Raw genomic sequence first — 21,970 nt, forward strand, 5'->3', positions numbered from 1 at the left:
CTCGGACGGACCGGGGATCAGAGCAGCTGGGTGACCGCGACATCCGGGAGCGGGCGACAACGACAACGGTCGTCGGCATGACCGGGGCGGTGCTCGCGTGTCGGGCGACACGAGCACTCGAGCACGCTCTCAGGAGCGTGGCTGCAGGTCATGCGGGTAAAGTACAACGATTAATGCATTAAAGGAAGACGTCCGGGGCACATTGTGACGCAGAGCGGCGACTCCGCCCACCACGGTTCGGATCCGGGCCTTGACGCCACAGATCCGGACAATGAAGGATATTCCTCATGAGCCGGACCATCCTCCTGACGCGTCGTCGTCATGTGGACATGGCTCGTGTCTCCTCCCAGGGCTGTCGACCCCGCCGCTGATCCGGGCCCGGACCCGTCCGGGCGCCGCCACGACGACGACCGGTCGCCCGTCCCCTCCCCCACCGCCTCGGCTGATCTGCCGACGCGGCCTCTCGCACCCGCAAGAGCCGGCCCTGACGCGTACCGCGCGCCAACGGGCCGCCGACGCGACGTGCCCGCACCAGCCGGAGAGACACGATGTCCACGCCCACCTCACCTCCATCATCAGACTCCCCCGATCCCACCGGAGACCCCGCCGGGCACGGTGACGCCGCCCGCTCCCCCGCCCCCAGCTGGAAGCGTCTGGGCATCGTGGGCGGGGCGATCGTCGGTGCCGTCGCCCTGGTTGCCGGGATCGTCGCCGTGGGCGGCGCCGGCGGCGATGCCCCGGCACCCGCTGCGTCGGCCGGTTCACCGGTGATCGAGGACCACTCCGCCAACACGGTCGTCGACACCGAGTGGCTCGCGGCCAACCTCGACGACCCCGACGTCGCCGTCATCGAAGTCAGCACCGAGCCCGGCCTGTACGAACGCGGCCACATCCCGGGCGCGACCAACTACGTCTGGACGACCGACTTCGTCTCGACGGTGAACCGGGACGTCGTGAGCCGGGAGGACTTCACCGAGCTGACCCGGCGCACCGGCATCGATCCGGACACCACGGTCGTCCTCTACGGCGACAGGGACAACTGGTTCGCCGCCTGGGGAGCATGGGTGTTCACCCTCTACGGCCACGAGAACGTCACCGTGCTCGACGGTGGGCGGGGTGCGTGGGAGGCCGAGGGGCGGCCGCTCTCGGTGGACGCGCCGGCAGCCGGGCAGGGCACCTGGGAGGCCGCCGAGGCCGATCCCGACCTGCGGGCGTTCCTGCCCGAGGTCATCGAGATCGCCCGTGCGGCGGAGTCGGGCGGCACCACGGGCACCGACCTGGTCGACATCCGCGGTGCGGCCGAGTTCAGCGGTGAGATCTTCGCGCCGGAGGGGTTCCAGGAGACCGCGGTGCGGGCGGGACACATCCCGGGGGCGGTGAACGTCGCCTGGGCCGAGGCGGTCGACGAGGACGGGCGTTTCAAGCCCGTCGACGAGCTGCGCGAGATCTATGCCGCGCAGGGCGTCGACGGGAGCCGGCCGGTGGTCGTCTACTGCCGGATCGGCGAGCGTGCCAGCCACACATGGTTCGTGCTGAGCCAGATCCTCGGCTACGACGTCAAGCTCTACGACGGGTCGTGGACCGAGTACGGCAACACCGTCGGCGTCCCGGTCGTCAATGAGGCCGGCACGGTCTGGGGCGTCGCATAACCGTGGACCCCCTCCGTTCGCCCGGCTCCTCCGATCACGGAGGGGCCGGGCGCTCGACGTCACCGCACGAACAGGCGACCGGGGCGGGGGCGTCCCGCCGCTGGACGCGAGCCGACACGGCCCGGACCGCGCTCGCGCTGGCCGTCGCCGTCGCCCTGCTGGGTGGAGCCGCGGCGCTGCACGGCAGCGCGGCGCACGGCGCCGACGCCGGCTTCTCGCTCCTGCTCGGCGCCGCGCTGGGGATCGTGTGCGAACGCGGCCGGTTCTGCTTCTACTGCATCTTCCGGGACCTGTTCGAGGACCGGAACTCGCACGGCGCCTACGCCGTGCTGACCGCGCTGGCGGTCGGCGCCCTCGGCTACACCGTCGTGCTGGCCATGTTCGTGCCGGATCCGTCGTCGGGCACACTGCCGCCGGGGGCGCACATTGGCCCGGTCACCTGGACCACGCTCGTCGCCGCGATCGCGTTCGGACTCGGCGTGGTCCTCTCGGGTGGCTGCATCGGGGGGCACCTGTACCGGCTCGGCGAAGGATCCGTGCGCGCGCTGCCCGCGCTCGCGGGCGCCGCCGTCGGTTTCGGACTCGGGTTCGCGAGCTGGAACCCGCTCTACCTGGCCGGGCTGTCGAGCGCGCCGTCGCCCTGGCTGCCGCAGCTGTTCGGGTACGGCGGCTCGCTGGCCCTGACCCTGGCCGTTCTGGCGGTGGCGGCCGTCGCACTGCTGCGCAGGTTGCCCGACCGTGCGGCGCGGTCGGCCTCGCCCGTCACCCTGGCCGAGGTCGGCCGCACCGTGTTCGCGCGGCGCTGGCCGCCGCTGCTGACCGGTGCGACGGTCGGCATCATCGTCGTCGTCGCCTACCTGCGGGTCGAGCCGCTCGGGGTGACCCGGCAGCTCGGGTCCGCCACCCGGACCGTCCTGGACGGCACCGGCCTGCTCCCGGCCACCCTGCACGGGCTCGACGGGTTCGCCGGGTGCGCCACGGTCGTCGCGGAGGTGGTGCTGGCCAACGGCTGGCTGATCCTCGGCGTGGTCGCCGGCTCGTTCGCCGCCGCGCTGCCGGGGCGACGCTTCCGGATCGAACGTCTGACCGGCAGCGGGACGGTCAGCGCGGTGATGGGCGGGCTCCTGCTCGGCTGGGGCGCGATGACGGCGATCGGCTGCACCTTCGGCGTGCTGCTCTCCGGGGTGTCGGCGTTCGCCCTGTCGGGGTGGGTCTTCGCCGCGGGACTGCTGCTCGCGTTGTGGGCCGGTTTCCGGCTCGGCCTGCACCGCAACTGATCTTCTTCCGAGACCGGGACGCCGGCGGGCGGTGTCGCACGACTCCGGCGTCCCGCCCCCTCAACGCAGCCAGTCGGCCAGGTCCCACCCGGTGCGCGCGGCGACCCGCCCGACGTCGTCTCCCAGTGCCGTCGGGCGAGACGCGTTCCACCGGGGCGCCGTCGCCGAAGGCCGCGATCCGGCGGCCGAAGCGCTCGTAGACCGCGGCGTGCTCGCCGCGGCCGGGGACGACGACCACGGTGCCCCCGGGGCGGATGCCCTCGGGCTCGGTCCAGGAGGAGACGACCGGAACTGCGCCCGCGACGGTCATGCGGGAACCACCTCTCGACGAACGTCCGCGCAGCGTCGACACCCGGGAACGGACCCGGAGACACCAGGGGACACCTCACCGCCGGACGACAGGACGGGAGGAGGGGACGGACGGAACCCGCCCGGGATCAGCGCCGACAGGCGGCCGAGGACACGGTGCCGTGGTCGATGACCCGGCGGCGCGTCAAGGTCCCGGCACGACGCGGCCCGACATCCGGCAGGGCGCCGGTCCGGTGCGAGATCGTCGTGGGGGGCACGCAACCGGTGGAGCACGACGGGCCCCCCGTTACCTTCTTGATCAAGCCCGGTGAGGGCTTGCAGGCCGCCGGTCGCGGTATGACTCGTGCCCTCTGTCGCCAGATGATCTGGGGGGTGTTGTCGCCGCGACCGGAGGGCGCCAACGACCGCTGATAGAGACCTGACCGCTTCGGGGTCTGCTCGTAACGTGGCTGCCGGCGCGGGCGCTTCCGGTCGGCTTGCCGCCACGAGATGGGAGCGGTGGTTGTCCGATCCTGATCAGCACCCGAGCGGGTTCGCCGTGTTCTGCGGACTCGATGTCGGCAAGTCCGAACACCACGCCTGCGCGGTCGACGCGACCGGCAAGCGCGTCCACGACAAAGCTCTGCCCAACGACGAGACCGCCCTGCGCACCGTGCTCCATGAGCTGACCGCGCACGGGCCAGTGCTGATGGTGGTCGACCAGCCAGCCTCGATCGGCGCGCTCGCGATCGCGGTCGCCCGTGACCTGGGAATCGCGGTCGCATACCTGCCCGGGCTGGCGATGCGCCGCATCGCTGACCTGCACCCGGGCCAGGCCAAGACCGACGCCCGCGACGCACACGTGATCGCCGAGGCCGCCCGCACGATGCCGCACACCCTGCGCCGGGTCGGCACCGATGACGAGACCCTCGCCGAACTCTCGGTGCTCGCCGGCTACGACGACGACCTCGCTGGCCAGTCCACACGGCTGACCAACCGGCTGCGAGACGCGCTGCTGCATGTCCACCCGGCGCTGGAACGCCTGCTCGGACCACGTCTGGAGCGCGGCGGCATCTTGGATCTGCTCGCCGCCGCACCGACCCCGCAAGCGTTGCGCGACCTCGGGGCCGAGGGGATGGCTCAGGTCATGCGGGCCCGCTCCCCCCGGCTGGCGCGCAGCCTGCCTGCCCAGATCCTGACCGTCCTCGACGCGCAGACGCTCGTCGTCCCTGGCAGCGCCGCGTTCGCCCGGGTGATCGCCGGCGTCGCGACCCAGCTGCGCGACGTCCACATCGAACGCGACGATCTCGCCACCGAGCTCGAAGCCCGCCTGGAGGCCCACCCTCTTGGACCGGTCCTGACCTCGATGCCCGGGCTCGGAGTCAGGACCGCCATCAAGATTCTCACCATCGTCGGTGACGGTTCCGGATTCCCCACCGCCGGACACCTGGCCGCCTACGCCGGCCTGGCTCCGGTCACCCGACGGTCCGGCTCCTCGATCAAGGGCGAGACCCGCTCCCAGCGCGGCAACCACGCCCTCAAGTCGGCGCTGTTCCTGTCCGCGTTCGCCGCACTGGCCGACCCGGCCAGCCGTGCCTACTACGACCGCAAACGAGCCCAAGGCAAACGCCACAACGCCGCCCTGATCTGCCTGGCCCGTCGCCGCACCGACGTCATCTACGCGATGCTCCGCGACCGCCGTCCCTACACGCCACCGGCCGGCGCTACCCCTGATCCAGGGCTCGCTGCCGCTTGACAACCCATAGAGACACCCCCCCGGGTCCAACGACGAATGTTCATCACAATCGATCAGCGATCGAGAACTCGCTGCGCCGGCTCGGCCGGCGCCGGATCCGGCGGCGGAGCCGGGGCAATGCACGTAGCCGCGGGCCCGGACACCGCGGACGACGTCGCCGCAGGGGCGCCGCCGGCGCCGTGGTCGTCCGGTGCGGGTCGGGCAGCCACGTACAGCGCCCCCACCGCGATCAGTAGGTTGATTAATGTGTAGATCGCCATTGCCGTCGGCGTCGCCCACCATCGTGGGTTCGCCCGGCGCATCTCGGTGAGCACCTGCCCGAGCTGACCGATCACCACGTCCGCCTGCTCTCGGGTGACCGGGGCTGCCGACGTCAACAGCGGCGAGGTCACCGTCGCCGTAGCGGTCAGCGCGCCTCCGGCCGCGAGCGCGACCCCGGCCCGACCCCGGCCGTGGCGGACGTCGTCCCACGTCCCGTTCTGCTGCATGAGGTCGTTCCACGTCCCGACCAGCTCACCCCAGGTGATCCCGTCGCCGCCCCACGTCGCGCCCGATCCCGAACCCGGAGTCGTCATGCGCACCATCCTCTCGCACTCCGCCGACTCCGTTCGCCTGCCAGGAGCCGGCAGAAGTAGTCCTGCAGGTCAGCCAGCCCACGCGCGCGGCGGCGCGCCTCGCCCCGGCCGCGACCAGCACGCGGACGATGGAACGCCATGACACGCCGCCCACCGCCCAGCAGCGAGGTCCGCACCCACCCGACGCGGTTGGAGACCCGGCCCGGCCCGAGCGCCACCCTCGGCCGCCCCGTGCCCGGCGCTACCGCCGTCAACCCCGACACCGGCGAGGTGAACGACATCATCGAGCCCGGTGACCTGACCCGCGCACTGCGCCGCCGCACGCCGCGGCTGGTTGCCGCCCACGATTGGGCCCCATCGCGGGCCGGATCGTGGAGGTGAAGGAACTCATCCCGGTGACCCGCGGCTGCCGCGGACCGCACCGGACGGGACATCGTGGCCACGTGGCGCGGGCGGGCCAGCTTCCTCCCGACGCGCGAGGGCAAGGAGGCGCGGGCCGTCGCGCAGGCGTTCGGCACCGAGCAGGCGTACTCGATCGGCTGCAAGGTCACCGCCGGCGGCGCCTGCCACTCCCGCGGCATCCGACACATCACCGACCTGGACGTCTACGAGGTGAGCGCCGTCCTGCACGGCGCGAACCGGCTTGCAACGCAGCTCTCCGTGAAGCAGGGCGGCGCAGGCGGGCACGAGGTGAAGGCTGCGACCGGGGGCAGCTACATCCGCGGCGTGCTCCTGCCCACGATATGCCTGGTCTGCGGCGGACCCGCGCCCGGCGAGATCGGCCGCCGGTCCCCCGACTCCGGCCTGGGCTGCGCCGGGTGCATGGCCAAGATCGACGACCTCAGCGACCCTGCGCAATGTGCCGGACGGGGGGGTGTCAGGTCGTTCGTGGGAGCCGGCGCAGCGCGGCGCGCGCGACGGCGAGATGTTGCGCGACCTCGGCGGTGATCAGTTCAGCGTGCAGGGCCTCGGGATGGTTGCCTCGCAGCGCGCGATGTCGCCGCACGAGGGCCTCGAGGTTGTCGAGAAGCTGGGTGCCGGGGTCGGTCGAGTGGTTGGTGGCCGGAGCGAGGGCGCTCATCGTGGATCTCCTCGGGAGAGTGGGCTGGTGGGTGGGTTCGAAGGACCCGGCCGGCAGCGCATGGTGTGGGTGGCCCGTAGTCCACGGTGCCGCGCCGGGGTCGTCGAGAATCCGAGGTGCGTCGGGCTCACACGGCGGCCGGGAGCTCGGCCCGCGTCCAGTCGTTGACGAGCTCGAGGCCGCTGCGCTCGAACAGCTGGGTCACCGGGCAGCGTCGCGCGGTCTCCGACACCAGCTGGGCGAACTGCTCGGAGGTGGCATCGGTCTCGACCGTCGCGCGGACCTCGACGCGGTCGAAGTTGGCGTTGCCCTCGGCTCCGCCGACCAGGACCGGGGTGTCGAGGTCGCCCCGGGCGTCGAAGGTCCAGCGACCGAGCCGGATGCCGAGGTCCTTGGCCACCAGGCTCGCTGTGACCTGGTTACACGAGGTCAGGGCCCCGATCGCGTAGAACAGCGGGCTCGGCGCGGAGTCGTTCCCGCCGAAGGCGGGATAGGCGTCGGCCCGGAACACGTGGCCGGCGTCGCCCGCCGCGGTGAGGGTCTGGAGGACGCCGGTGCCCTCGCCGTGCACGGCGAACGGGACGACGGTCTCTTTGGGCGCAAGGGTCATGACTGGTCCTCTCGGACGGCGGTCGGCATCGTCGGCGGCGCTCCCGCGACGTGCACGGGACCACCCGGCCGGCGGCAGGGACCGCGGGAGCGGGAAAGGGGGATCTCGGATGCGGGTCGGACGGCCCGCTAGCGGAGTGCGGCCGAGCGGCGACAGCCGCTCGCCGTGACGCGGGCGAGATCGATGTGCATCCTGCGCACGAGCATCGATCCCGCCGGGGTCATGGTCCGATCGTCACACACCCGGCGCCCGGTCACCAGGGCTCCCGCGGCGGACGACGATCGCGGGCGCCGAGGGCGAGGAGGACGTCGCCCGGCTCGGGCGCCGGCTCGTCGCCGGACCTGGACATCGAGCTGGCCCGGCACACCGGCGACCAGTACGGGCCGCCCCGACGCGGCCGCCACCAGCACGGCGCGGGTGATCGTAGCCAGCCAGCACGTCCGCCGGCTGGAGAAGCCCCTCGGACGGCCGCTGGTCCGCCAGGACGGCCGGGCCAGCCGGTTCACACCCGAGGGCGAGGCGTTGGCCGGCGAGGCCCGCCGGATCCTCGCCGCGCACAACGACGCGCTGCGCCGCCTGGGCGTCGGCGACTCCTGCGACTCGCTCGTGCTGGGCTCCACCGATCACGCCGCAGACGAGCTGCTCCCCCGGGTGATGGAACGGCTGCTCGGGGAGGCCGCCTACCTCGCCGGGGTGCTCAACGCCGCCCGCGGCAGGCTCGGCGTCGCACTCGTCGCCGGGCTCGGGGCCCCGCCGGCGGGCTGGAACGGTGCGCCGACCTGCCCGCGGTCCCGCCCGAGCGGCTGCACCTGCGGGTGCGGGCCGGATCCGACCCGCGCCTGCTCGACACCGCCGTCGGCACCCTCGGCCCCCTGCTTACGCCCTGCCCCGGCCCGGCCTGACGCGGCGCTATTAACCCGGAATCGGGGCGAGGCCGAGGTCCTCCCGGAAGGTCCCGGGTGCGTACCCGGTCCGGAACGCCCCGCGCACCTGCAGGATCGGCACAACCTCATCGGTGAACAGGGTGAACCCCTCCGGGAGGTGGGACGGGCGCGGGGGCCCACCCCAGGTCCTCGTGGACGACATAGGTGAGCGGCTGGGGTCACAGGAAGACCAGGTAGGCCTGCTTCCGGAAGTGCGCGGTCGCCTGGTCCACCAGGTCCTGCTGCTCGACGGGCGTACGCGCGCCGGTGACCCGGGTTTGACCAGTTCGTACATGGTGTCCGGCTCGGCATACCGGCTCTGCCCGTTCGCGGAGTTGTAGGTCCGCAGCGGGTCGGCGGGCGCCCGGGTAGCCGGAGCTGTGGCCGATGTAGTTCGACGCCGGGCGTGTCGGCGGCGCTGCGGGTGCGCTCGACCCAGTTCGGGAAGGACCGATTGGTGATATCCACGATGATCCCGACCTCGTCGAGCTGGCGGGCGATCGCCTGCGAGACCGGGTCCTGGGCGACTTAGCTGCCGGTCGACAGGCCGAGCTCCAGGGTGACCCGCCTCGGCGAGCGGCTGCCGGGTCCGCTCCGGGGCACAGCACAGCCGCCGCGGTCACTGAGTTACTCTCGCTGCGAACATCAGGAGACTGGTCTCGGCCAGCGTTATCGACGCAGACCACTCTCCCGTGTGGCCGTTCAGCATCCGTAGTCTGGTAACGAGATTCGCGGCAAGCTGTGACCCATCGTTCGATCAATCGGGGTTCGTGGCTCGCCGGGGACTTGACGCCACCGCCCGCAAACCAAAGCATTTATTATTGGTCCAGCATGTCCGCTGTACACGCTCTCACGCAGGGAGCGGAAATAGCCAGAGACTTAATCTCTCCACACTCCCGAATCCTCGCCGTGTTCACGATTTGTCACAGCGGGAGCCGGGTCGCGCGAGCTCTCGCCCTGGCATGAGGGGGCCCAACCTGGAATCTATGATGGCGATAGCCGAGCGGCTGGGACGCGGGGTATCCTCGCTGCCACTACCCGGTTCTTCAGGAAGTGACTACCGTGGCCCAGCTTCTGACCGTCCGTCTCGTCGATGACCTCACCGGAGAGGAGGCCGCGGAGACCGTTGCCTTCGCCCTCGACGGCAAGAGCTTCGAGATCGACCTCAGCATTGACCACGCTGCGCGGTTGCGAGACGACCTCGCCCCGTTCGTCGGCGCGGCACGCCGCGCGAGCAGCGCCGGAGCCGAGACCCGGACCAGCCGCGGCGGGCCCCCGAAACTCGACGGCGCCGCCTCCAGCCGCCAGCGCAACCAGGGCGTTCGGGCCTGGGCTCGCCAGAACGGTTTCAAAATCTCCGACCGTGGACGCATTCCCGCCGAGATTCTGATCGCCTACCGGAGCAGCTCTTCCACGGCAGAATCTCCCGGGCCCGATCAGACGCACCGGGATAAGCCAGCCGAGCGCGCCCCAGCGTCACATCATCTGCAGTTCAGCGGCTGACTAGATCTAGATATCACCAGGTATCCCGGCTCGAATATTCAGCTGTGGCTTGTTGGGGACATCCAGATTCCGTTCTTTGTGCGATCGAGCCCCAAAGTTGCCGGGTCAAGGCAAGCGCCGGACCGCCGGTGGAAATCCCATACCACCGCGTCGTCGAAAACATGACCGCAGCCAGCGGTACGTCGACAGCAGTGGGCTCGATCAGCGCCTACCCAGCTTCGGCCGCAACACGACAACCGCACGATACTCACTGCACACCGGCTTCCACACAAGTCCTGTCACGGCCCCCTGCTGGGGCCGTGGGCTGGGCGCGACCGCAGGAATTGTCCGCGGCACGCGCTCGGCAACAAGGGGTCATAGTTGCAAACCCCGGACCAGATCGGCGAGCCGCTCCACTCCTCGGCCCGGTGCAGGGCGTGGGCGAGCGCGAAGGCCAGTGCCAAGCCCCGGGTTCGGGCGGAGGCCGGCAGGCCGTCACATCGGGTAGGGCATGGCAGCACGCTGGTCGGCAGCTCGTAGCCCGGCGCGGCAGTGGGCGGAACCAGTCACCGGGACTCGGCCCTCGACGAGCTGTCGGCCGAGTGCCGGTCGACGGCAGTGACGCGGACGATGAAAGTCTGGGCGCGGGCGGGGCCGTTCGGCGCGTGCTTCGTCCAGGTCACCGTCCACCCGCTGCTGGGGCGCCTCGAGTCCGGCGGATCCTTTCGCCAGCGGCTGTGGCCGGATCCTGAACCCGCTGCCGGGCACGAGTCGTGACGTCGGAGGCTCGGTCCGGTGGGCTCGGCGCGGCACTGTTCGAGAAGGTTGTCACCGGGTCGCGAACGGCACTGTCTGCTAGTGGCTGTTCCGATGTACGCCGACGTGCCGGACGCAACGCTTGGCCCACCCCCCGCAGGTGGTGTCCCCTCGGATGGTGTAAGTCGCTCGCGAGGGTCTCTGCAGGTCAGATCATGCCGTGATGAGTTGGGGTCCGGCCACTGTTTCGTCACCGGCCGGTGGCGGGACAAGCAGTGCCATGGTGGCTTCGCCGAGGTGGCGGCGGTCACCGGCCTGCCACTCGTCGTGAGCTTCGACCAGGACGGCGCCGGCCAGGCGCAGCAGCGCTTCGGGGTTGGGGAACACCCCGACCACGTCGGTGCGGCGTTTGACCTCCTTGTTCAGCCGTTCCAGCGGGTTGGTCGACCAGATCTTCTTCCAGTGCGCGGCAGGGAAATCGGCGAAGGCCAGCAGGTCAGGGGCGGCGTCGCGCAGCATCGTCTCGACCTTCGCTGATTGGCGGCCGAGCATCCCGGCGATCACGTTGAGCTGTTCGCGGACCATTTCGGCCTTGGGCTGGGCGAAGATCGTTCGGGTCGCGGCGGCGACCATCTCAGCGTTGGCCTTGGGGACCTGGGCTAGGACGTTGCGCAGGAAATGCACCCGGCAGCGTTGCCAGGCCGCGCCCAGCACCGCCGAGATGGCCTGCTTGAGCCCGGTGTGGGCATCGGAGATCACCAGTTGCACCCCGCCGAGGCCGCGGGCCTTGAGGCTGCGCAGGAACGCAGTCCAGAACGCCCCGTCCTCGGAGTCGCCGATGGCGAACCCGAGAACCTCCCGCCAGCCATCGGCGCGGACGCCGGTGGCGATCACCACCGCCTGGGACACGACCCGGTGATTCACCCGGGCCTTGCAGTAGGTGGCGTCGAGGAACACGTAGGGGAAGCGCTGCTCGGCCAGCGAGCGGTCGCGGAACGCTCCGACTTCGGTGTCGAGATCGGCGCAGATCCGTGAGACCTCGGACTTGGAGATCCCGGAGTCGGCGCCGAGGGCCTTGACCAGATCGTCGACCTTCCTCGTCGAGACGCCGTGTAGGTATGCCTCCATCACCACCGCGAACAACGCCTGGTCGACCCGGCGTCGGCGCTCGAGCAGCGACGGGAAGAAGCTCCCGGTGCGCAGCTTGGGGATCCGCAGCTCCAGATCGCCGGCGGTGGTCGACCTGGTCCTCGTGCTTGGGGCGACTGCGCTTGCGACCAACGGTGTAGGGCTGGCGCAGCTCACCTAGGGGGCATGCTCCTCGCGATGGGGCGACCAACTCGGTCGTGCACCACCCCACACGTCTGTGGCCGGGTCTCGCGGTTCGAGGAGTCGACCTGCCCTTGGGCCGCCTCTTGACCTTTCGCGGGACCGAACACGCTGAGATGCCCGGTCCCGCCCACGGTCACAGCGGGCCAGGTAGGAGCCGCTCGACGAGATCGGAGAGCGTGTGGTCGCGGCCTGCTCTGGGCGGTTCTCAGCTTCGGGCGTCGTTGTCGGACCCTCGATCTACGATGCGTGCGGGGCGCTGCGTCGTGCCTCAGCACAAGCGAGAGGACCATCGTCATGCCCGAGGAGCTGCCCGAGCTGGGCGCGGTGTTCTGGCCGGTGGGCACCCGGGGACAGCACGACGATCGTGGTCAGCGACCAGATCGTCGTGCAGATCGACCTGCACGACATGGCGAAGGCGGACGACGACGTTAACCCCGAAATGCCGGTCGTCGACCGTCTCGTCGAGGTCCTCCCCGAGGTCGACGACGAGCCCTATCTGGCGGTGTTCGCTCTGACCCACGCGGACAAGGATCACTGCCTGGGCTTCGCGGACCTACTTGAGAAGGTCACCATCGGCGAGCTGTGGGCGACGCCGCGGCTGTGGCGCGAGTACCTCGACGCCCCCGATGGCGAGGGACTCTGCGCCGACGCCCAGGCCTTTCAGGAGGAGGCCGAACGGCGAATCGCCGCGGTCAAGGCCGCGCTCGGGCGCAATGAGGCTCCCGCTCGCGGGGACCGGATCATCGTGATCGGCTACGACACCGAGCACGACTCCCACGCCTACGACGAGCTGCCCGCCAAGTTCAAGTCCGGACCGGGGAAACTGATCACCTCGCTGGACGACTAAGACTGCGCCGGCCGCTTCGAGGCCTTCATTCACGCCCCCTTCGCCGACGATTGCGCCGCCGAACGCAACGACACCTCGCTGGCCATGCAGGTCACCCTGACCGCTGACACCGGGCAGAGCGGTCGCGTGCTGCTGCTCGGTGACCTCGCCCACGACACGATCATGAAGATCGTCGACTACAGCGAGGATCACGGCCGGTCCGAGCGGCTGTCCTGGGACGTGCTACTCGCCCCGCACCACTGCTCAAAGAAGGTCATGTACCGCGTCGAGAACGGGCAGGAGGTGCTGCAGCGCGACATCCTCGAGGCCTTCGAGCGCCACGCCACGGACCTGGACAACGCGGTGATCGTGGCCAGCAGCGCCCCGATCCCGGCGTCGAACCCGCCCGGGGCGAACCCGCCGCACCGCCTCGCCGCCGACCGCTACGAGGAGTCCGCCGAGCTGGTGTGCACCATGTCCTGGCCCACCGCGACCGCCCCGAGCCCGGTGGTGTTCACCGTGGACGACCAGGGCCCGGGCCTGCTACGGGAGCAAAAGACGATCGAGCTGGCCCACCTCGCCGAGACCAAGAGCACCGCCGTGTCGGGGGCGGGACGCCTGGCCCGGGTGGCTGGCGCGGCCGCCGGCGTTCTGCATGCCAGATCCGCGGGGCCGTCGTCGGACGCCGCTACTCCCCCGGGGACCGACCGGGTGCGCGCGGCCGTCGAGACCGACCGCGGTGGCCACCGCGCGCCGGAGACCCCGGTGGCCTTCGGGTGACGGGGTCCGACCCGGTCGGAGGACACGAGCTCGCTGCACGGCAACTGCACGCCCTCGCGGCGACGTCCGACGGCGCGATCGAGGTAGTCGAGGACGCCGGACCGTCCACCGGGTTGTCGGTCTCGCTCGACACCAGCGGCGTCGAGCGCGGGGCGGGTATCCGCCTGCGCCAGCGGGAGCGGTTCCGGCTCACGGTACCTGAGACCTTCCCGTTCCAGCCGCCGCGGGTCGCGGTCGAGCACCGCCGCTGGGCCGGGACACCGCACGTCCAGTGGGGGCGGACCCTGTGCCTCTACGGGTCGATCTCAGTGGAGTGGGTGTCTGGCGACGGCATCCGCGGGTTGATCGGCCGGCTGGCTACCTGGCTCGACCGCGCCGCGGCCGGCGAGCTCGACCCGCAGGACCAGCCCCTGCACCCACCGGTGGCCTACACCAGCAGGGAGGGCGGCACGGTGATCGTCCACCCGGACCTCGCCGCTCACGTGCCCTGGCCCGAGTCCACCCGCTCCCCCGCCTGCTCGGCGGCGACCACCGCGACGCCTGACATCGACCCGGCCGCCGACCCACCCGCGCCAGCGAGCCCGCCGCTGCGGCTGGTGCTCGGCTGGTCGCGCTACCGCCCCGGGCCCGACGGCGGACGGATCGACGTCCTCGACTGGCTTACCGCCGACGAGGCGGTGGATCGGGTGCTCGCCCCTGTCCCGGAGGACCAGCAACGTCATCTGCTGGTGCTGGCGGTCCTGCTCGACACCGACCTGGGCTGGGAGTACCCCGCGCACGCTCGTGATCTCTCCGCCGGGCTGGCCGAGGCGGGACTCGCCCGCGATCGTCTCCTCGGGGCGCTCATGGCTACGGCCCGGCTCAACCGCGCGTTGAGTCACGCAACCGAGCACGATCCCGACCCTGTGCTGGTGTTACTCGGCACCCCGGCGCGACGCGTTGACGGCCGCCGCCTCGCCCACCTGGCCGCGTGGCGGTTCGACGACCTCGGCTCCGACATCACCTCCGCGCTAAGCAGCACCCGGCGGCTCCACGACCAAGGCGACGCCGAGATGGGGGAACTGCACGAGGAGATCCGCGAGATCGCCCACCGATGGCTGGACTCCGCGCAGGTGTGCTGGTCACGGGTCCACGAGAAGCGACCCGAGGTGACCCGCCGCCGCGACCGGCGTACCTCCGCGACCTGGCTGGCCGGCCGTCGTGTGCTGCTCTTGGGAGCCGGAGCGATCGGTGCCCCGGTAGCCGAGCAGGTGGTTCGCGCCGGCGTCTCCGAGCTCGTGGTCCTCGACAACGGCGCGGTGACCCCCGGCATCCTGGTCCGCCAGCCCTACACCGACGCCGACATCGGTACTGCGAAGGCCACCGCGCTCGCCGCCCACCTCAACGCCCTCGACACCACGCACCCAGTCCTCGGGCTGGTGCGTGATGCCACCAGGCTCTTCGTCAGCAGCGGGTCCGACCCGCTGCTGGAGCCTTCTCGCTTCGACCTTGTCATCGACGCCACCGCCGATGTCGCCACCCGCGCCGCGCTCGAGCTCGCTCGCCGCACCCGTCGCGCGGCCTGGCCGCCGACCGCGACCATGCTCGTCGGACACCGCGCCACCCTCGGCGTCAGCACCCTGTGCTTGCGCGGCGCGTCGGGCTCGGGCCACGACATCCTGCGCCGGCTGGCACTTCATGGCCGCGGTCCCGGCGCCGGCACCTGGGGAGACGTCGTCAATGACCTGTTTCCCAACCCGCCGCGCACCGAGGTGTTCCTCCCCGAGCCAGGCTGCTCGGCGCCCACGTTCGTAGGCTCGGCCACCCAGCTCGCCGCCCTGAGCGCCGGGATGCTCGAGGCCACCACCCAGCTGCTGGGCGCTGCGTACGACCCGGACACCCAATCCGACGACGCCCGCGCCACCGACGCCACTTCTGATTCCGCCCCCGGCGCGGTCCTCCCGATGACCGCAGTCGCGGTCCGAACGCCGGAGGTGGTGCGCGACGGAGGTCATCGTCGCGGCGGGACCACCGTGATCGGGTGGCCGAATGACCTGCACACCCGTGACGTGCACAGCGGGTTCGAGGTCCGCATCGCCGCGGCGGCCGCGGCGGCCATGCGTACCGAGACTCGCCGCGGCAACCGGGTCCGCGGGTCGCACATCGAGACAGGGGGCATGCTCCTCGGGTCCTTCGACGACGCCACCAGAGTGATCTCGGTCGATCTGGCCACGGGCCCGTCGCCCGACAGCAGACTCTCGGCGTCGTTCTTCGATCACGGCGTCGAGGGCACGCAGGAGGTCCTCGACGAGCACCTGGCCCGCAGCGGGGGTCTGATCGGCTACGTCGGGCTCTGGCACACCCACCCCGAGGGCCCGGCCTTACCCAGCGCCGTCGACGAGGCAGCCATCGCCACCCTGACCTCGCTGGCCCCTCGTGCACTGATGCTCATCCTGGGCGGCCCCGCCCCGACATGGCGACAGTGGCGCGACGGCGACGGGGCTCCGGAGCTATACGGGCGTCTCGAGCACGCCGGCAACCATCGCGGGCCGAGGGAAATTCGGCGCCCCGACCGGCGCGCTCTGCTGGATCCCGGCGGCGGACCGACCTTCCTGGGGGGACTTCGCGAGCAGGCCGCGGTGGCATCTCCGTTGGGCCCGGGCCCGCAGTCAGGTCGCTCTCGACGCTGGGGGTGGCCGTGGCTGCAGCGCCGGTGATCCGGCCGCGGGTCGGCATCGCGTTCTCGGGCGGTGGCTTCCGCGCCACTGCGTTCGGTCTCGGGGCGCTGCGCGCGCTGCACGATGTCGGGCTGCTCGAGCACGTCGAGGTCGTATCCGGAATCAGTGGTGGTTCGCTGCTGACCGCGATGTGGGCCTACGGACCGAGCGAGTTCTCAGAGGGTGTCAGATGGTCTGTGTAACAAGATCCTCTTGAGCTGAGGAGTACACAGTGACCGTGACCGGTGATCAGCAGTCCAGTCATCCGCTCGGTGTCGGGGATGGGGCGGGGCCGGCCACGGCGCGTGACGCGGTCAACGCGATGGTCGAGGCCGGTCTGTTGGATCAGGTCATGTCCCAGGTCGATGCCGGTGAACTCGTCCTGACCGGAGAGGGCGGCTTCCTTCCGGAGATGATCAAGGCGGTGCTCGAACGCGGCCTGGCCGCCGAGCAGACCGCGCACCTGGGCTACGAGAAGGGCGATCCCGGCGGGCGCGGCACCCCGAACTCGCGCAACGGGTCGAGCCCGAAGACCCTGCACACCGAGGCCGGCGAGGTCGCGCTCGAGGTTCCGCGCGATCGCGCCGGCACCTTCGAACCGCGACTGGTGCCCAAGGGCTCGCGCCGGACCGGCGGCCTGGACGAGATGATCATCTCGCTCTACGCGGGTGGGATGACGGTGCGCGACATCGCCGCTCATCTGCATCGCACGCTGGGCACCGAGCTGTCTCACGAGACGATCTCGAAGGTCACCGACAGCGTGCTCGAAGAGGTCCGGGCCTGGCAGTCGCGGCCGCTGGAGGAGATCTACCCGATCGTCTACCTCGACGCGTTGGTGATCAAGGTCCGCGACGGCCATCAGGTCCGTAACAGGGCCGCGCACATCGCCGTCGGCGTCGACCTCGACGGGATCAAGCACGTCCTGGGAATCTGGGTTCAAGCTACCGAGGGAGCGAAGTTCTGGGCCGGTGTCTGCGCCGAGCTGCGCAACCGCGGGGTCCGTGACGTGTTGATCGTGTGCTGCGACGGCCTGACCGGGTTCCCGGAGGCGATCGAGGCGACCTGGCCCCAAAGCGTCGTGCAGACCTGCACAGTGCACCTGATCCGGGCCGCAATGCGATTCGTGCCCTATAACGACCGCAAGAAGGTCGCCGCCGCACTCCGACCGATCTACACCGCCCCCACCGACGAGGCCGCCCGGCTCGAACTCGACGCCTTCGCCGACTCCGAGCTCGGCCGGCGCTATCCAGCGGCGATCATGACCTGGGAGAACGCCTGGGAGCGGTTCATCCCGTTCCTGGCGTTCCCGCCGGAACTTCGCAAGATCATCTACACCACGAACGCGATCGAGTCGCTGAACTACCAGCTCCGCAAGATCATCAAGAACCGCGGTCACTTCCCGAACGACGACGCGGTGATCAAGCTGTTGTGGCTGGCCATCCGCGACATCGAAGACAAACGCGCCCGCGCGAGGGCGAAGGAGAAGGGCCTACCGCCGAACGCCCGCAAGGCGCCCGGCCGGCTCGTCGAGGGGGCGGTCGTTCAAGGATGGAAGGCCGCCCTCGGGCAGCTCGCGCTGGCCTGTCCCGAACGCGTCAACCACTACCTGACCTGACGTCTTGGATCTTCTTACACAGAAATCTTGACACCTCCAGTTCTCAGCCTTCGACCTCTCGGTTACCGGCCTGCTCACCACAGGTCTGCAGCTCGAACTCGCCCGGCGAGCAGCTTCCCCCCGCCAGCTGCTTGGGGTTCCAGGACAGACCACACCGCGTCGGCACCTTCCTGGCCACCCCACCGAGGCACTCGCACGCGCCTTCGCCGCCCGCGATTTCGGCGCCCGCGACCTGACCGACCCCAGCCACCCCGGACTCGCAGTACTCATCTCAGCGACCGACCTCGCCAGCGGCAACGCGGTCCGCTACGGCAGTAAGATCAGCTCCTGCTCTGCCTACGGGGAGCTCATCGATCCCGGCACAGTCGCCGAGGCCGTCGCCGCGTCCTGCGCCTATCCGCTGCTGCTGCCTCCGCTGAGACGGGACTACACGTTCCGGTCCTCCGACGGCGCCACCACTCGTCGGTCGCTGCGAGTGACCGACGGCGGGGTCTACGACAACCTGGGCGTCTCGCCGCTGATGCCCGGCCGCTCGCTTGCGCACACCAGCCAAGTCTATGACCTGGACTACCTCATCGCCGTTGACGCCGGCCACGGCCGATGGGACGAGCACTCCCCGCGCGGGCTCCTCCGGATTCCACTCGCGCGCAGCTTCGACATCACCCACGCTAAGAACCAGGACGGCAGCCGCGCGCAGCTGCACACCCTCGCCGCCACCGGCCAGCCTCAGGGCTTCCTGCACGTCTACCTCGGCATGCGCGATCGTCGTCTTCCGGTTCCGATGAGCGACTTCGTCGCCCGTCGAGAGATCGCCGACATCGGGACCAACTTCCGCGCGCTGACCAGCACGCAGCTCGACCTCGTCTCAGTCCGAGCCGAGCAGCTCACCCGCACCCTTATCGACCACTGGCTACCCGAGTTGACGACGCTAAGCACTACCGCCAGAGCGGCCGCTAGGCGATCGCAGCGGGCCCCGGTCAACAGTCGACCAGGCAGGTGAGACAGAGCCCCCTTCGAAAAGGCTGCACTGCGGGCGGTCGCGGCCGGGTCCCGGGGGAATATTCCGGCTCACACACCCTCTGAGCACCGTCTCCGCGAGCCACGAGCTGGTCCTGTGCTTCGCCGACGGCACCTCGACCCCCGGTCACGATCACGACCACCGAGACGCGGACTCTGACGTCCGTGGACACAGTCGCGATCACCGCCCCGCTGATCGTTCTCACGCCCGCAGGCGAGCGATGCTGGCAGGTCACCACTGCCACCCCCGGCAAGCAGATGTCGTCAACCCCTCCCGCCTCCGCAGGTCGGTGACCGCGAGGCAGGGCTTTGTCTGGCCTCTCAGACGCGTGGCCAGGCGTGTACTCGAATGTGTACGCCCCCGGGTATGCTGAGCCTGTGTGGGTGCCTGAGGTGCTGTCGTTCCGTGAGTTTCGTGCGGGCTTGGCGGCAGCGTTGAGGCGTGTGCAGGACCCGGATGCGGAGCCGGTGTTCGTCGGCGCGCACCGCAAGCCCGAGGCGGTGGTGATGTCGGTGGCCCGTTATGAGCAGCTGGTCGGGGCCGCTCAACGACGGGCTGACGTCGACGAGGCACTCGCGTCGGTGCGCGCCGAGGGCCTCGAGCCCAGCGTCGAGGGCCTGGCGTTGCTCGACGGTGTCGCCGCCGGCTCGTGGAGCACGACCGAGGCCCGTGAGCGTGTCCTGGCCCGCTACCGCCGTTGACCGGACCGGACCCCTATCTCGATCTCGATGCCGGAGTCCTGCGTAACCGGCTGCGCATCACCGACCCGGCCGAGCTCGCCCAGGTCGAGGCCGAGCTCACCGCACTGCGTCTGATCGAGCTGCGCCGGCAACCGCTGCCCGGGCGCTACGACCTGGACCACCTGCAGGACTTCCACCACCACATTTTCAGCGACCTCTACGACTGGGCCGGGCAGCTGCGCACCGTGTCCATCGGCAAGGGACAACTGTTCTGCCTGCCCCAGCACCTCGAGACCTTCGCCTCCGACATCTTCGACCGCCTGCACGACCAGCAGATCCTGCGCGGGCGCGATCTCGACGGCTTCATCGACGGCCTGGCCGAGCTGTTGGGCGACATCAACGCACTGCACCCGTTCCGCGAAGGCAACGGTCGCACCCAGCGCGCGTTCCTGGCCCAGCTCGCCGCCGACGCCGGCTACGAGCTGCGCTGGACCGCCATGGACCCCGCCGAGAACAACCGCGCCTCCGCGCTCTCGCTCGCCGGTGACACCTCCGACCTGGGCACCATGCTGGCCCGCCTTGTCCGGCCGCTACCCCGGCTACCCCGGTCACGGCCGGCGTCTAGCGACAGCTGAGCGCTGTCTCCGCAGTGACCGCGCTGCCCTTCCGAGCTCTTCGCCCCGATCAGCTCGTTACCGGCCCAGCTGCAGGACGGCGTTGTCGGTGAAAACGTCGTCGAGGCGGATGTAGGTGGTGATGCTGTCGATGGAGCGGTGGCGGGTCTGGTGGGCGATGGCGCGGTCGGTGGCGCCGCGTAGGTGGGCGTAGGTGACGAATCCGGCGCGCAGGCTGTGCGCGGTGTAGGGGCCGCCGGGGATGCTGGCGCGGGTGGTCGCGGCCGCGACGAGGTCGTTGATCGACTCGGGGTGCAGGGGTGTGTCGAGGATGCGGTTGCCGGTGGAGACCTTGCGCAGGATCGGGCCGGTGCTGATGTCGGCGAGCTGTAGCCAGTGCTCGAGGGCGGTCAGCGGGCAGTGGGCGGGGTTTTCGGCGCGGGGCAGGCCGACGAGGTCGGGGTGCTCGCCGGTCTGGTTGGTCTTGGAGCGGTGCAGGGTTAGGACGCGGCCGCGGCGTCCGCTGCGCAGCTCGCGTTCGGGGCTGAGCTGCTCGACGGTGAGCTCGGCGAGCTCGGCGCGGCGCAGCGCTCCCCAGAATCCGATCAGTAGCAGGGCGCGGTCGCGGGCGCCAGTCAGCGCGGGCTCGGTGGGGCGGGCCTTCCAGGTGCGGGTGGTGGGGCAGGCGGCGATGACCTGGTCGAGTAGGGGCGGCATCAGCGGTGGGGCCTGCTCGGGCGGGGCGCCGTGGGTGCGGCGGATGCCCTCCCAGACGGTGGAGACCCGGGCGGTGACCGCGGGGTCGGGCAGGTCGGCGGTGCGGTGGGCGGTGCGGATCCCGGACAGGTGTTTGGCGATGGTGCGGATCTTGGCGCCGCCCTGGGCGAGCGCGATCAGGTAGGCGCTGACGGTGGCCGGGGTGGCCGGTAGTGCGTCGAGGTCGTGGGCGGTGCAGAACGCGGTGAAGCTGGTCCAGACCGAGCGGTAGCCGCGGCGGGTGTTGTGCGCGCGGGCCGCGGCGACGTAGCCGGCCTCGTCGGGGCTCAGCGGGGTGTCCGTGCCGGCGTGCGGCCAGCCCGGCGCGGCGGCGAGGTGGTCGAGGGCGCGGGCGGGCGGCGCCGGTGCGGGGGCCGCGGTCGGGTCGTGCGGCGTCGGGGCGGTCATGGGCAGTTCGCCGCAGGTAGGTGCTGGTCGGCCCAGGCCAGGATGAGCCGGTCCAGCTCGTGGGCGACGTCGTGGACGAATCCGATCCAGGCGCGCACGCCGTCGGTGCGCAGCAGTCCGGGGGTCTCGCCGCGGTGCACGCTGGCGTTGCGGACCTCGACCAGCACCTCAAGCCAGTCCGCGACGTAGTCGCGGTGGCACCTGGGCAGTCGGACCAGCTTGATCAGCCGCTCGCCGTGAATCGTCTTCTGGTAGTCCGCGACGACGTGGAGCCGGGGCGCGCCCATCGCGCCGCGCGGATCTGAGCCGGAGTTGTCCCAGTAAGGCACCCCGACGACCCGGCGGTACAGCTCCGCCTCGAGGAGTTCGGGCCACGGGCCCGTCAGCATCTTCTCGTCGCGCGCCCGCGACCGGTCGAACCTCTTCGACCGGGAGGGGGCGGCCGGTCTCAGGCTCTCGTCGCAGCGCGTCGGCTCGTACGCGGCCTTGAGCTTCTGCGGTGCGGCCTTGGCCAGCGCGGCTAGGCGGGTCGTGCCGGGCGGGGCGAGCTGGCGGCCCGCCCGTCGCGCGGAGGAGCCGGCGCGCCCGGCCAGCCAGACCAGGCTGTCCTCGGCGTAGGCCTCCCACGCCAACGCGCACAACACGAGGCACGCCCGGCGCAGCGGCCGCTCGCGGTCGGTCTTCCCGCCCGGCTCGGGCAGGTGCGTGTCCGCGATCGTCGTCGCGGCGTCGAGGGTGGCGTCCAGGGCCCCCAGGGCGGTCTGCGGCACCGGCGGAGCCTAGCCGCTGCTACCCGGGATCTTGTGGATGATCCCGCCAAACACGAAAGCGTTTCGTTGCGTTTCGTT

At 71.0% G+C, this 21,970-nt stretch carries 19 protein-coding genes and 1 pseudogene; 13 read left to right on the forward strand and 7 right to left on the reverse strand.

Going from position 1 to position 21,970, the window contains the following annotated elements; all coding sequences use genetic code 11:
- Positions 1 to 662 precede the first annotated feature (662 nt).
- From WIS52_RS20315 to WIS52_RS20325, 3 genes are all read left to right on the forward strand, one after another.
- A complete protein-coding gene (locus tag WIS52_RS20315; RefSeq protein ID WP_349299886.1) occupies positions 663 to 1,649 on the forward strand; it encodes a sulfurtransferase in 987 nt (328 codons plus the stop codon).
- Between the two features lie 2 nt (positions 1,650 to 1,651).
- Complete coding sequence (locus tag WIS52_RS20320; protein WP_349299887.1) at positions 1,652 to 2,926, forward strand: YeeE/YedE family protein; 1,275 nt, start codon at positions 1,652 to 1,654, stop codon at positions 2,924 to 2,926.
- An 811-nt stretch (positions 2,927 to 3,737) separates the two neighbouring features.
- Entirely contained in the window at positions 3,738 to 4,970 is a 1,233-nt protein-coding gene (locus tag WIS52_RS20325; protein WP_349299888.1) for an IS110 family RNA-guided transposase, read from the forward strand.
- 53 nt (positions 4,971 to 5,023) lie between these two features.
- Here WIS52_RS20325 and WIS52_RS20330 read toward each other — a convergent pair whose 3' ends face one another.
- The 3 genes from WIS52_RS20330 to WIS52_RS20340 all read right to left on the reverse strand — a co-directional run bounded on the left by WIS52_RS20330 (position 5,024) and on the right by WIS52_RS20340 (position 7,236).
- Entirely contained in the window at positions 5,024 to 5,545 is a 522-nt protein-coding gene (locus WIS52_RS20330; RefSeq protein ID WP_349299889.1) for a hypothetical protein, read from the reverse strand.
- Between the two features lie 877 nt (positions 5,546 to 6,422).
- Positions 6,423 to 6,626, reverse strand: coding sequence for a hypothetical protein (locus WIS52_RS20335; RefSeq protein ID WP_349299890.1), 204 nt, complete (start codon positions 6,624 to 6,626; stop codon positions 6,423 to 6,425).
- 127 nt (positions 6,627 to 6,753) lie between these two features.
- Positions 6,754 to 7,236 carry an OsmC family protein gene (locus WIS52_RS20340; protein WP_349299891.1) on the reverse strand — a complete coding sequence of 161 codons (483 nt, stop codon included), beginning with the start codon at positions 7,234 to 7,236 and terminating at the stop codon, positions 6,754 to 6,756.
- Between the two features lie 417 nt (positions 7,237 to 7,653).
- Here WIS52_RS20340 and WIS52_RS20345 point away from each other — a divergent pair, with 417 nt between their 5' ends.
- Both WIS52_RS20345 and WIS52_RS20350 read left to right on the forward strand, forming a co-directional pair.
- Positions 7,654 to 8,328, forward strand: a complete 675-nt coding sequence (locus WIS52_RS20345; RefSeq protein ID WP_349299892.1) for a hypothetical protein — start codon at positions 7,654 to 7,656, stop codon at positions 8,326 to 8,328.
- Between the two features lie 893 nt (positions 8,329 to 9,221).
- On the forward strand, positions 9,222 to 9,662 hold the full coding sequence (locus tag WIS52_RS20350) for a histone-like nucleoid-structuring protein Lsr2 (protein ID WP_349299893.1): 441 nt from the start codon (positions 9,222 to 9,224) through the stop codon (positions 9,660 to 9,662).
- Between the two features lie 38 nt (positions 9,663 to 9,700).
- Here WIS52_RS20350 and WIS52_RS31760 read toward each other — a convergent pair whose 3' ends face one another.
- Positions 9,701 to 9,913: an FDXHR family putative zinc-binding protein gene (locus WIS52_RS31760; RefSeq protein ID WP_432422475.1), complete on the reverse strand. Its 213-nt coding sequence runs from the start codon at positions 9,911 to 9,913 to the stop codon at positions 9,701 to 9,703.
- A gap of 697 nt (positions 9,914 to 10,610) precedes the next feature.
- Positions 10,611 to 11,648, reverse strand: a pseudogene (locus WIS52_RS20355) (IS256 family transposase); the annotation flags it as partial.
- Positions 11,649 to 12,114: 466 nt separating this feature from the next.
- On the opposite strand from WIS52_RS20355, the gene WIS52_RS20360 reads away from it, so the two are divergent.
- The 8 genes from WIS52_RS20360 (at position 12,115) to WIS52_RS20395 (ending at position 19,979) form a co-directional block, all read left to right on the forward strand.
- On the forward strand, positions 12,115 to 12,576 hold the full coding sequence (locus WIS52_RS20360; protein WP_349299894.1) for a hypothetical protein: 462 nt from the start codon (positions 12,115 to 12,117) through the stop codon (positions 12,574 to 12,576).
- A gap of 84 nt (positions 12,577 to 12,660) precedes the next feature.
- Positions 12,661 to 13,335, forward strand: a complete 675-nt coding sequence (locus WIS52_RS20365; RefSeq protein WP_349299895.1) for a hypothetical protein — start codon at positions 12,661 to 12,663, stop codon at positions 13,333 to 13,335.
- A complete protein-coding gene (locus WIS52_RS20370; protein ID WP_349299896.1) occupies positions 13,332 to 16,031 on the forward strand; it encodes a ThiF family adenylyltransferase in 2,700 nt (899 codons plus the stop codon). The genes WIS52_RS20365 and WIS52_RS20370 overlap by 4 nt, the downstream gene beginning before the upstream one ends.
- Entirely contained in the window at positions 16,013 to 16,234 is a 222-nt protein-coding gene (locus WIS52_RS20375; protein WP_349299897.1) for a patatin-like phospholipase family protein, read from the forward strand. The genes WIS52_RS20370 and WIS52_RS20375 overlap by 19 nt, the downstream gene beginning before the upstream one ends.
- A 149-nt stretch (positions 16,235 to 16,383) precedes the next feature.
- The gene (locus WIS52_RS20380) at positions 16,384 to 17,646 is read left to right on the forward strand and encodes an IS256 family transposase (protein WP_432422476.1); all 1,263 of its coding nucleotides are present in this window, start codon (positions 16,384 to 16,386) and stop codon (positions 17,644 to 17,646) included.
- 319 nt (positions 17,647 to 17,965) lie between these two features.
- On the forward strand, positions 17,966 to 18,646 hold the full coding sequence (locus WIS52_RS20385; RefSeq protein WP_349299961.1) for a patatin-like phospholipase family protein: 681 nt from the start codon (positions 17,966 to 17,968) through the stop codon (positions 18,644 to 18,646).
- Positions 18,647 to 19,047: 401 nt separating this feature from the next.
- Positions 19,048 to 19,365, forward strand: coding sequence for an antitoxin VbhA family protein (locus tag WIS52_RS20390; protein WP_349299898.1), 318 nt, complete (start codon positions 19,048 to 19,050; stop codon positions 19,363 to 19,365).
- Positions 19,362 to 19,979 (forward strand): Fic/DOC family protein, encoded by a 618-nt coding sequence (locus WIS52_RS20395; RefSeq protein WP_349299899.1) that lies wholly within the window; start codon positions 19,362 to 19,364, stop codon positions 19,977 to 19,979. The genes WIS52_RS20390 and WIS52_RS20395 overlap by 4 nt, the downstream gene beginning before the upstream one ends.
- A gap of 57 nt (positions 19,980 to 20,036) precedes the next feature.
- On the opposite strand, the gene WIS52_RS20400 is transcribed toward WIS52_RS20395, so the two are convergent.
- Positions 20,037 to 21,122 carry a site-specific integrase gene (locus WIS52_RS20400; protein WP_349299900.1) on the reverse strand — a complete coding sequence of 362 codons (1,086 nt, stop codon included), beginning with the start codon at positions 21,120 to 21,122 and terminating at the stop codon, positions 20,037 to 20,039.
- Positions 21,119 to 21,892, reverse strand: coding sequence for a hypothetical protein (locus WIS52_RS20405; protein ID WP_349299901.1), 774 nt, complete (start codon positions 21,890 to 21,892; stop codon positions 21,119 to 21,121). The genes WIS52_RS20400 and WIS52_RS20405 overlap by 4 nt, the downstream gene beginning before the upstream one ends.
- Positions 21,893 to 21,970 lie beyond the last annotated feature (78 nt).

It is taken from the genome of Pseudonocardia nematodicida, from assembly GCF_040105385.1.
GTDB classification, from domain to species: Bacteria; Actinomycetota; Actinomycetes; order Mycobacteriales; family Pseudonocardiaceae; genus Pseudonocardia; species Pseudonocardia nematodicida.

Excerpts from the sequence above, each read along its gene's own strand:
- WIS52_RS20330 (WP_349299889.1), bottom strand. The coding sequence starts at position 5,545 with ATGACGACTCCGGGTTCGGGATCGGGCGCGACGTGGGGCGGCGACGGG.
- WIS52_RS20335 (WP_349299890.1), bottom strand. The coding sequence starts at position 6,626 with ATGAGCGCCCTCGCTCCGGCCACCAACCACTCGACCGACCCCGGCACC.
- WIS52_RS20340 (WP_349299891.1), bottom strand. The coding sequence starts at position 7,236 with ATGACCCTTGCGCCCAAAGAGACCGTCGTCCCGTTCGCCGTGCACGGC.
- WIS52_RS20365 (WP_349299895.1), top strand. The coding sequence starts at position 12,661 with ATGCAGGTCACCCTGACCGCTGACACCGGGCAGAGCGGTCGCGTGCTG.
- WIS52_RS20380 (WP_432422476.1), top strand. The coding sequence starts at position 16,384 with ATGTCCCAGGTCGATGCCGGTGAACTCGTCCTGACCGGAGAGGGCGGC.
- WIS52_RS20400 (WP_349299900.1), bottom strand. The coding sequence starts at position 21,122 with ATGACCGCCCCGACGCCGCACGACCCGACCGCGGCCCCCGCACCGGCG.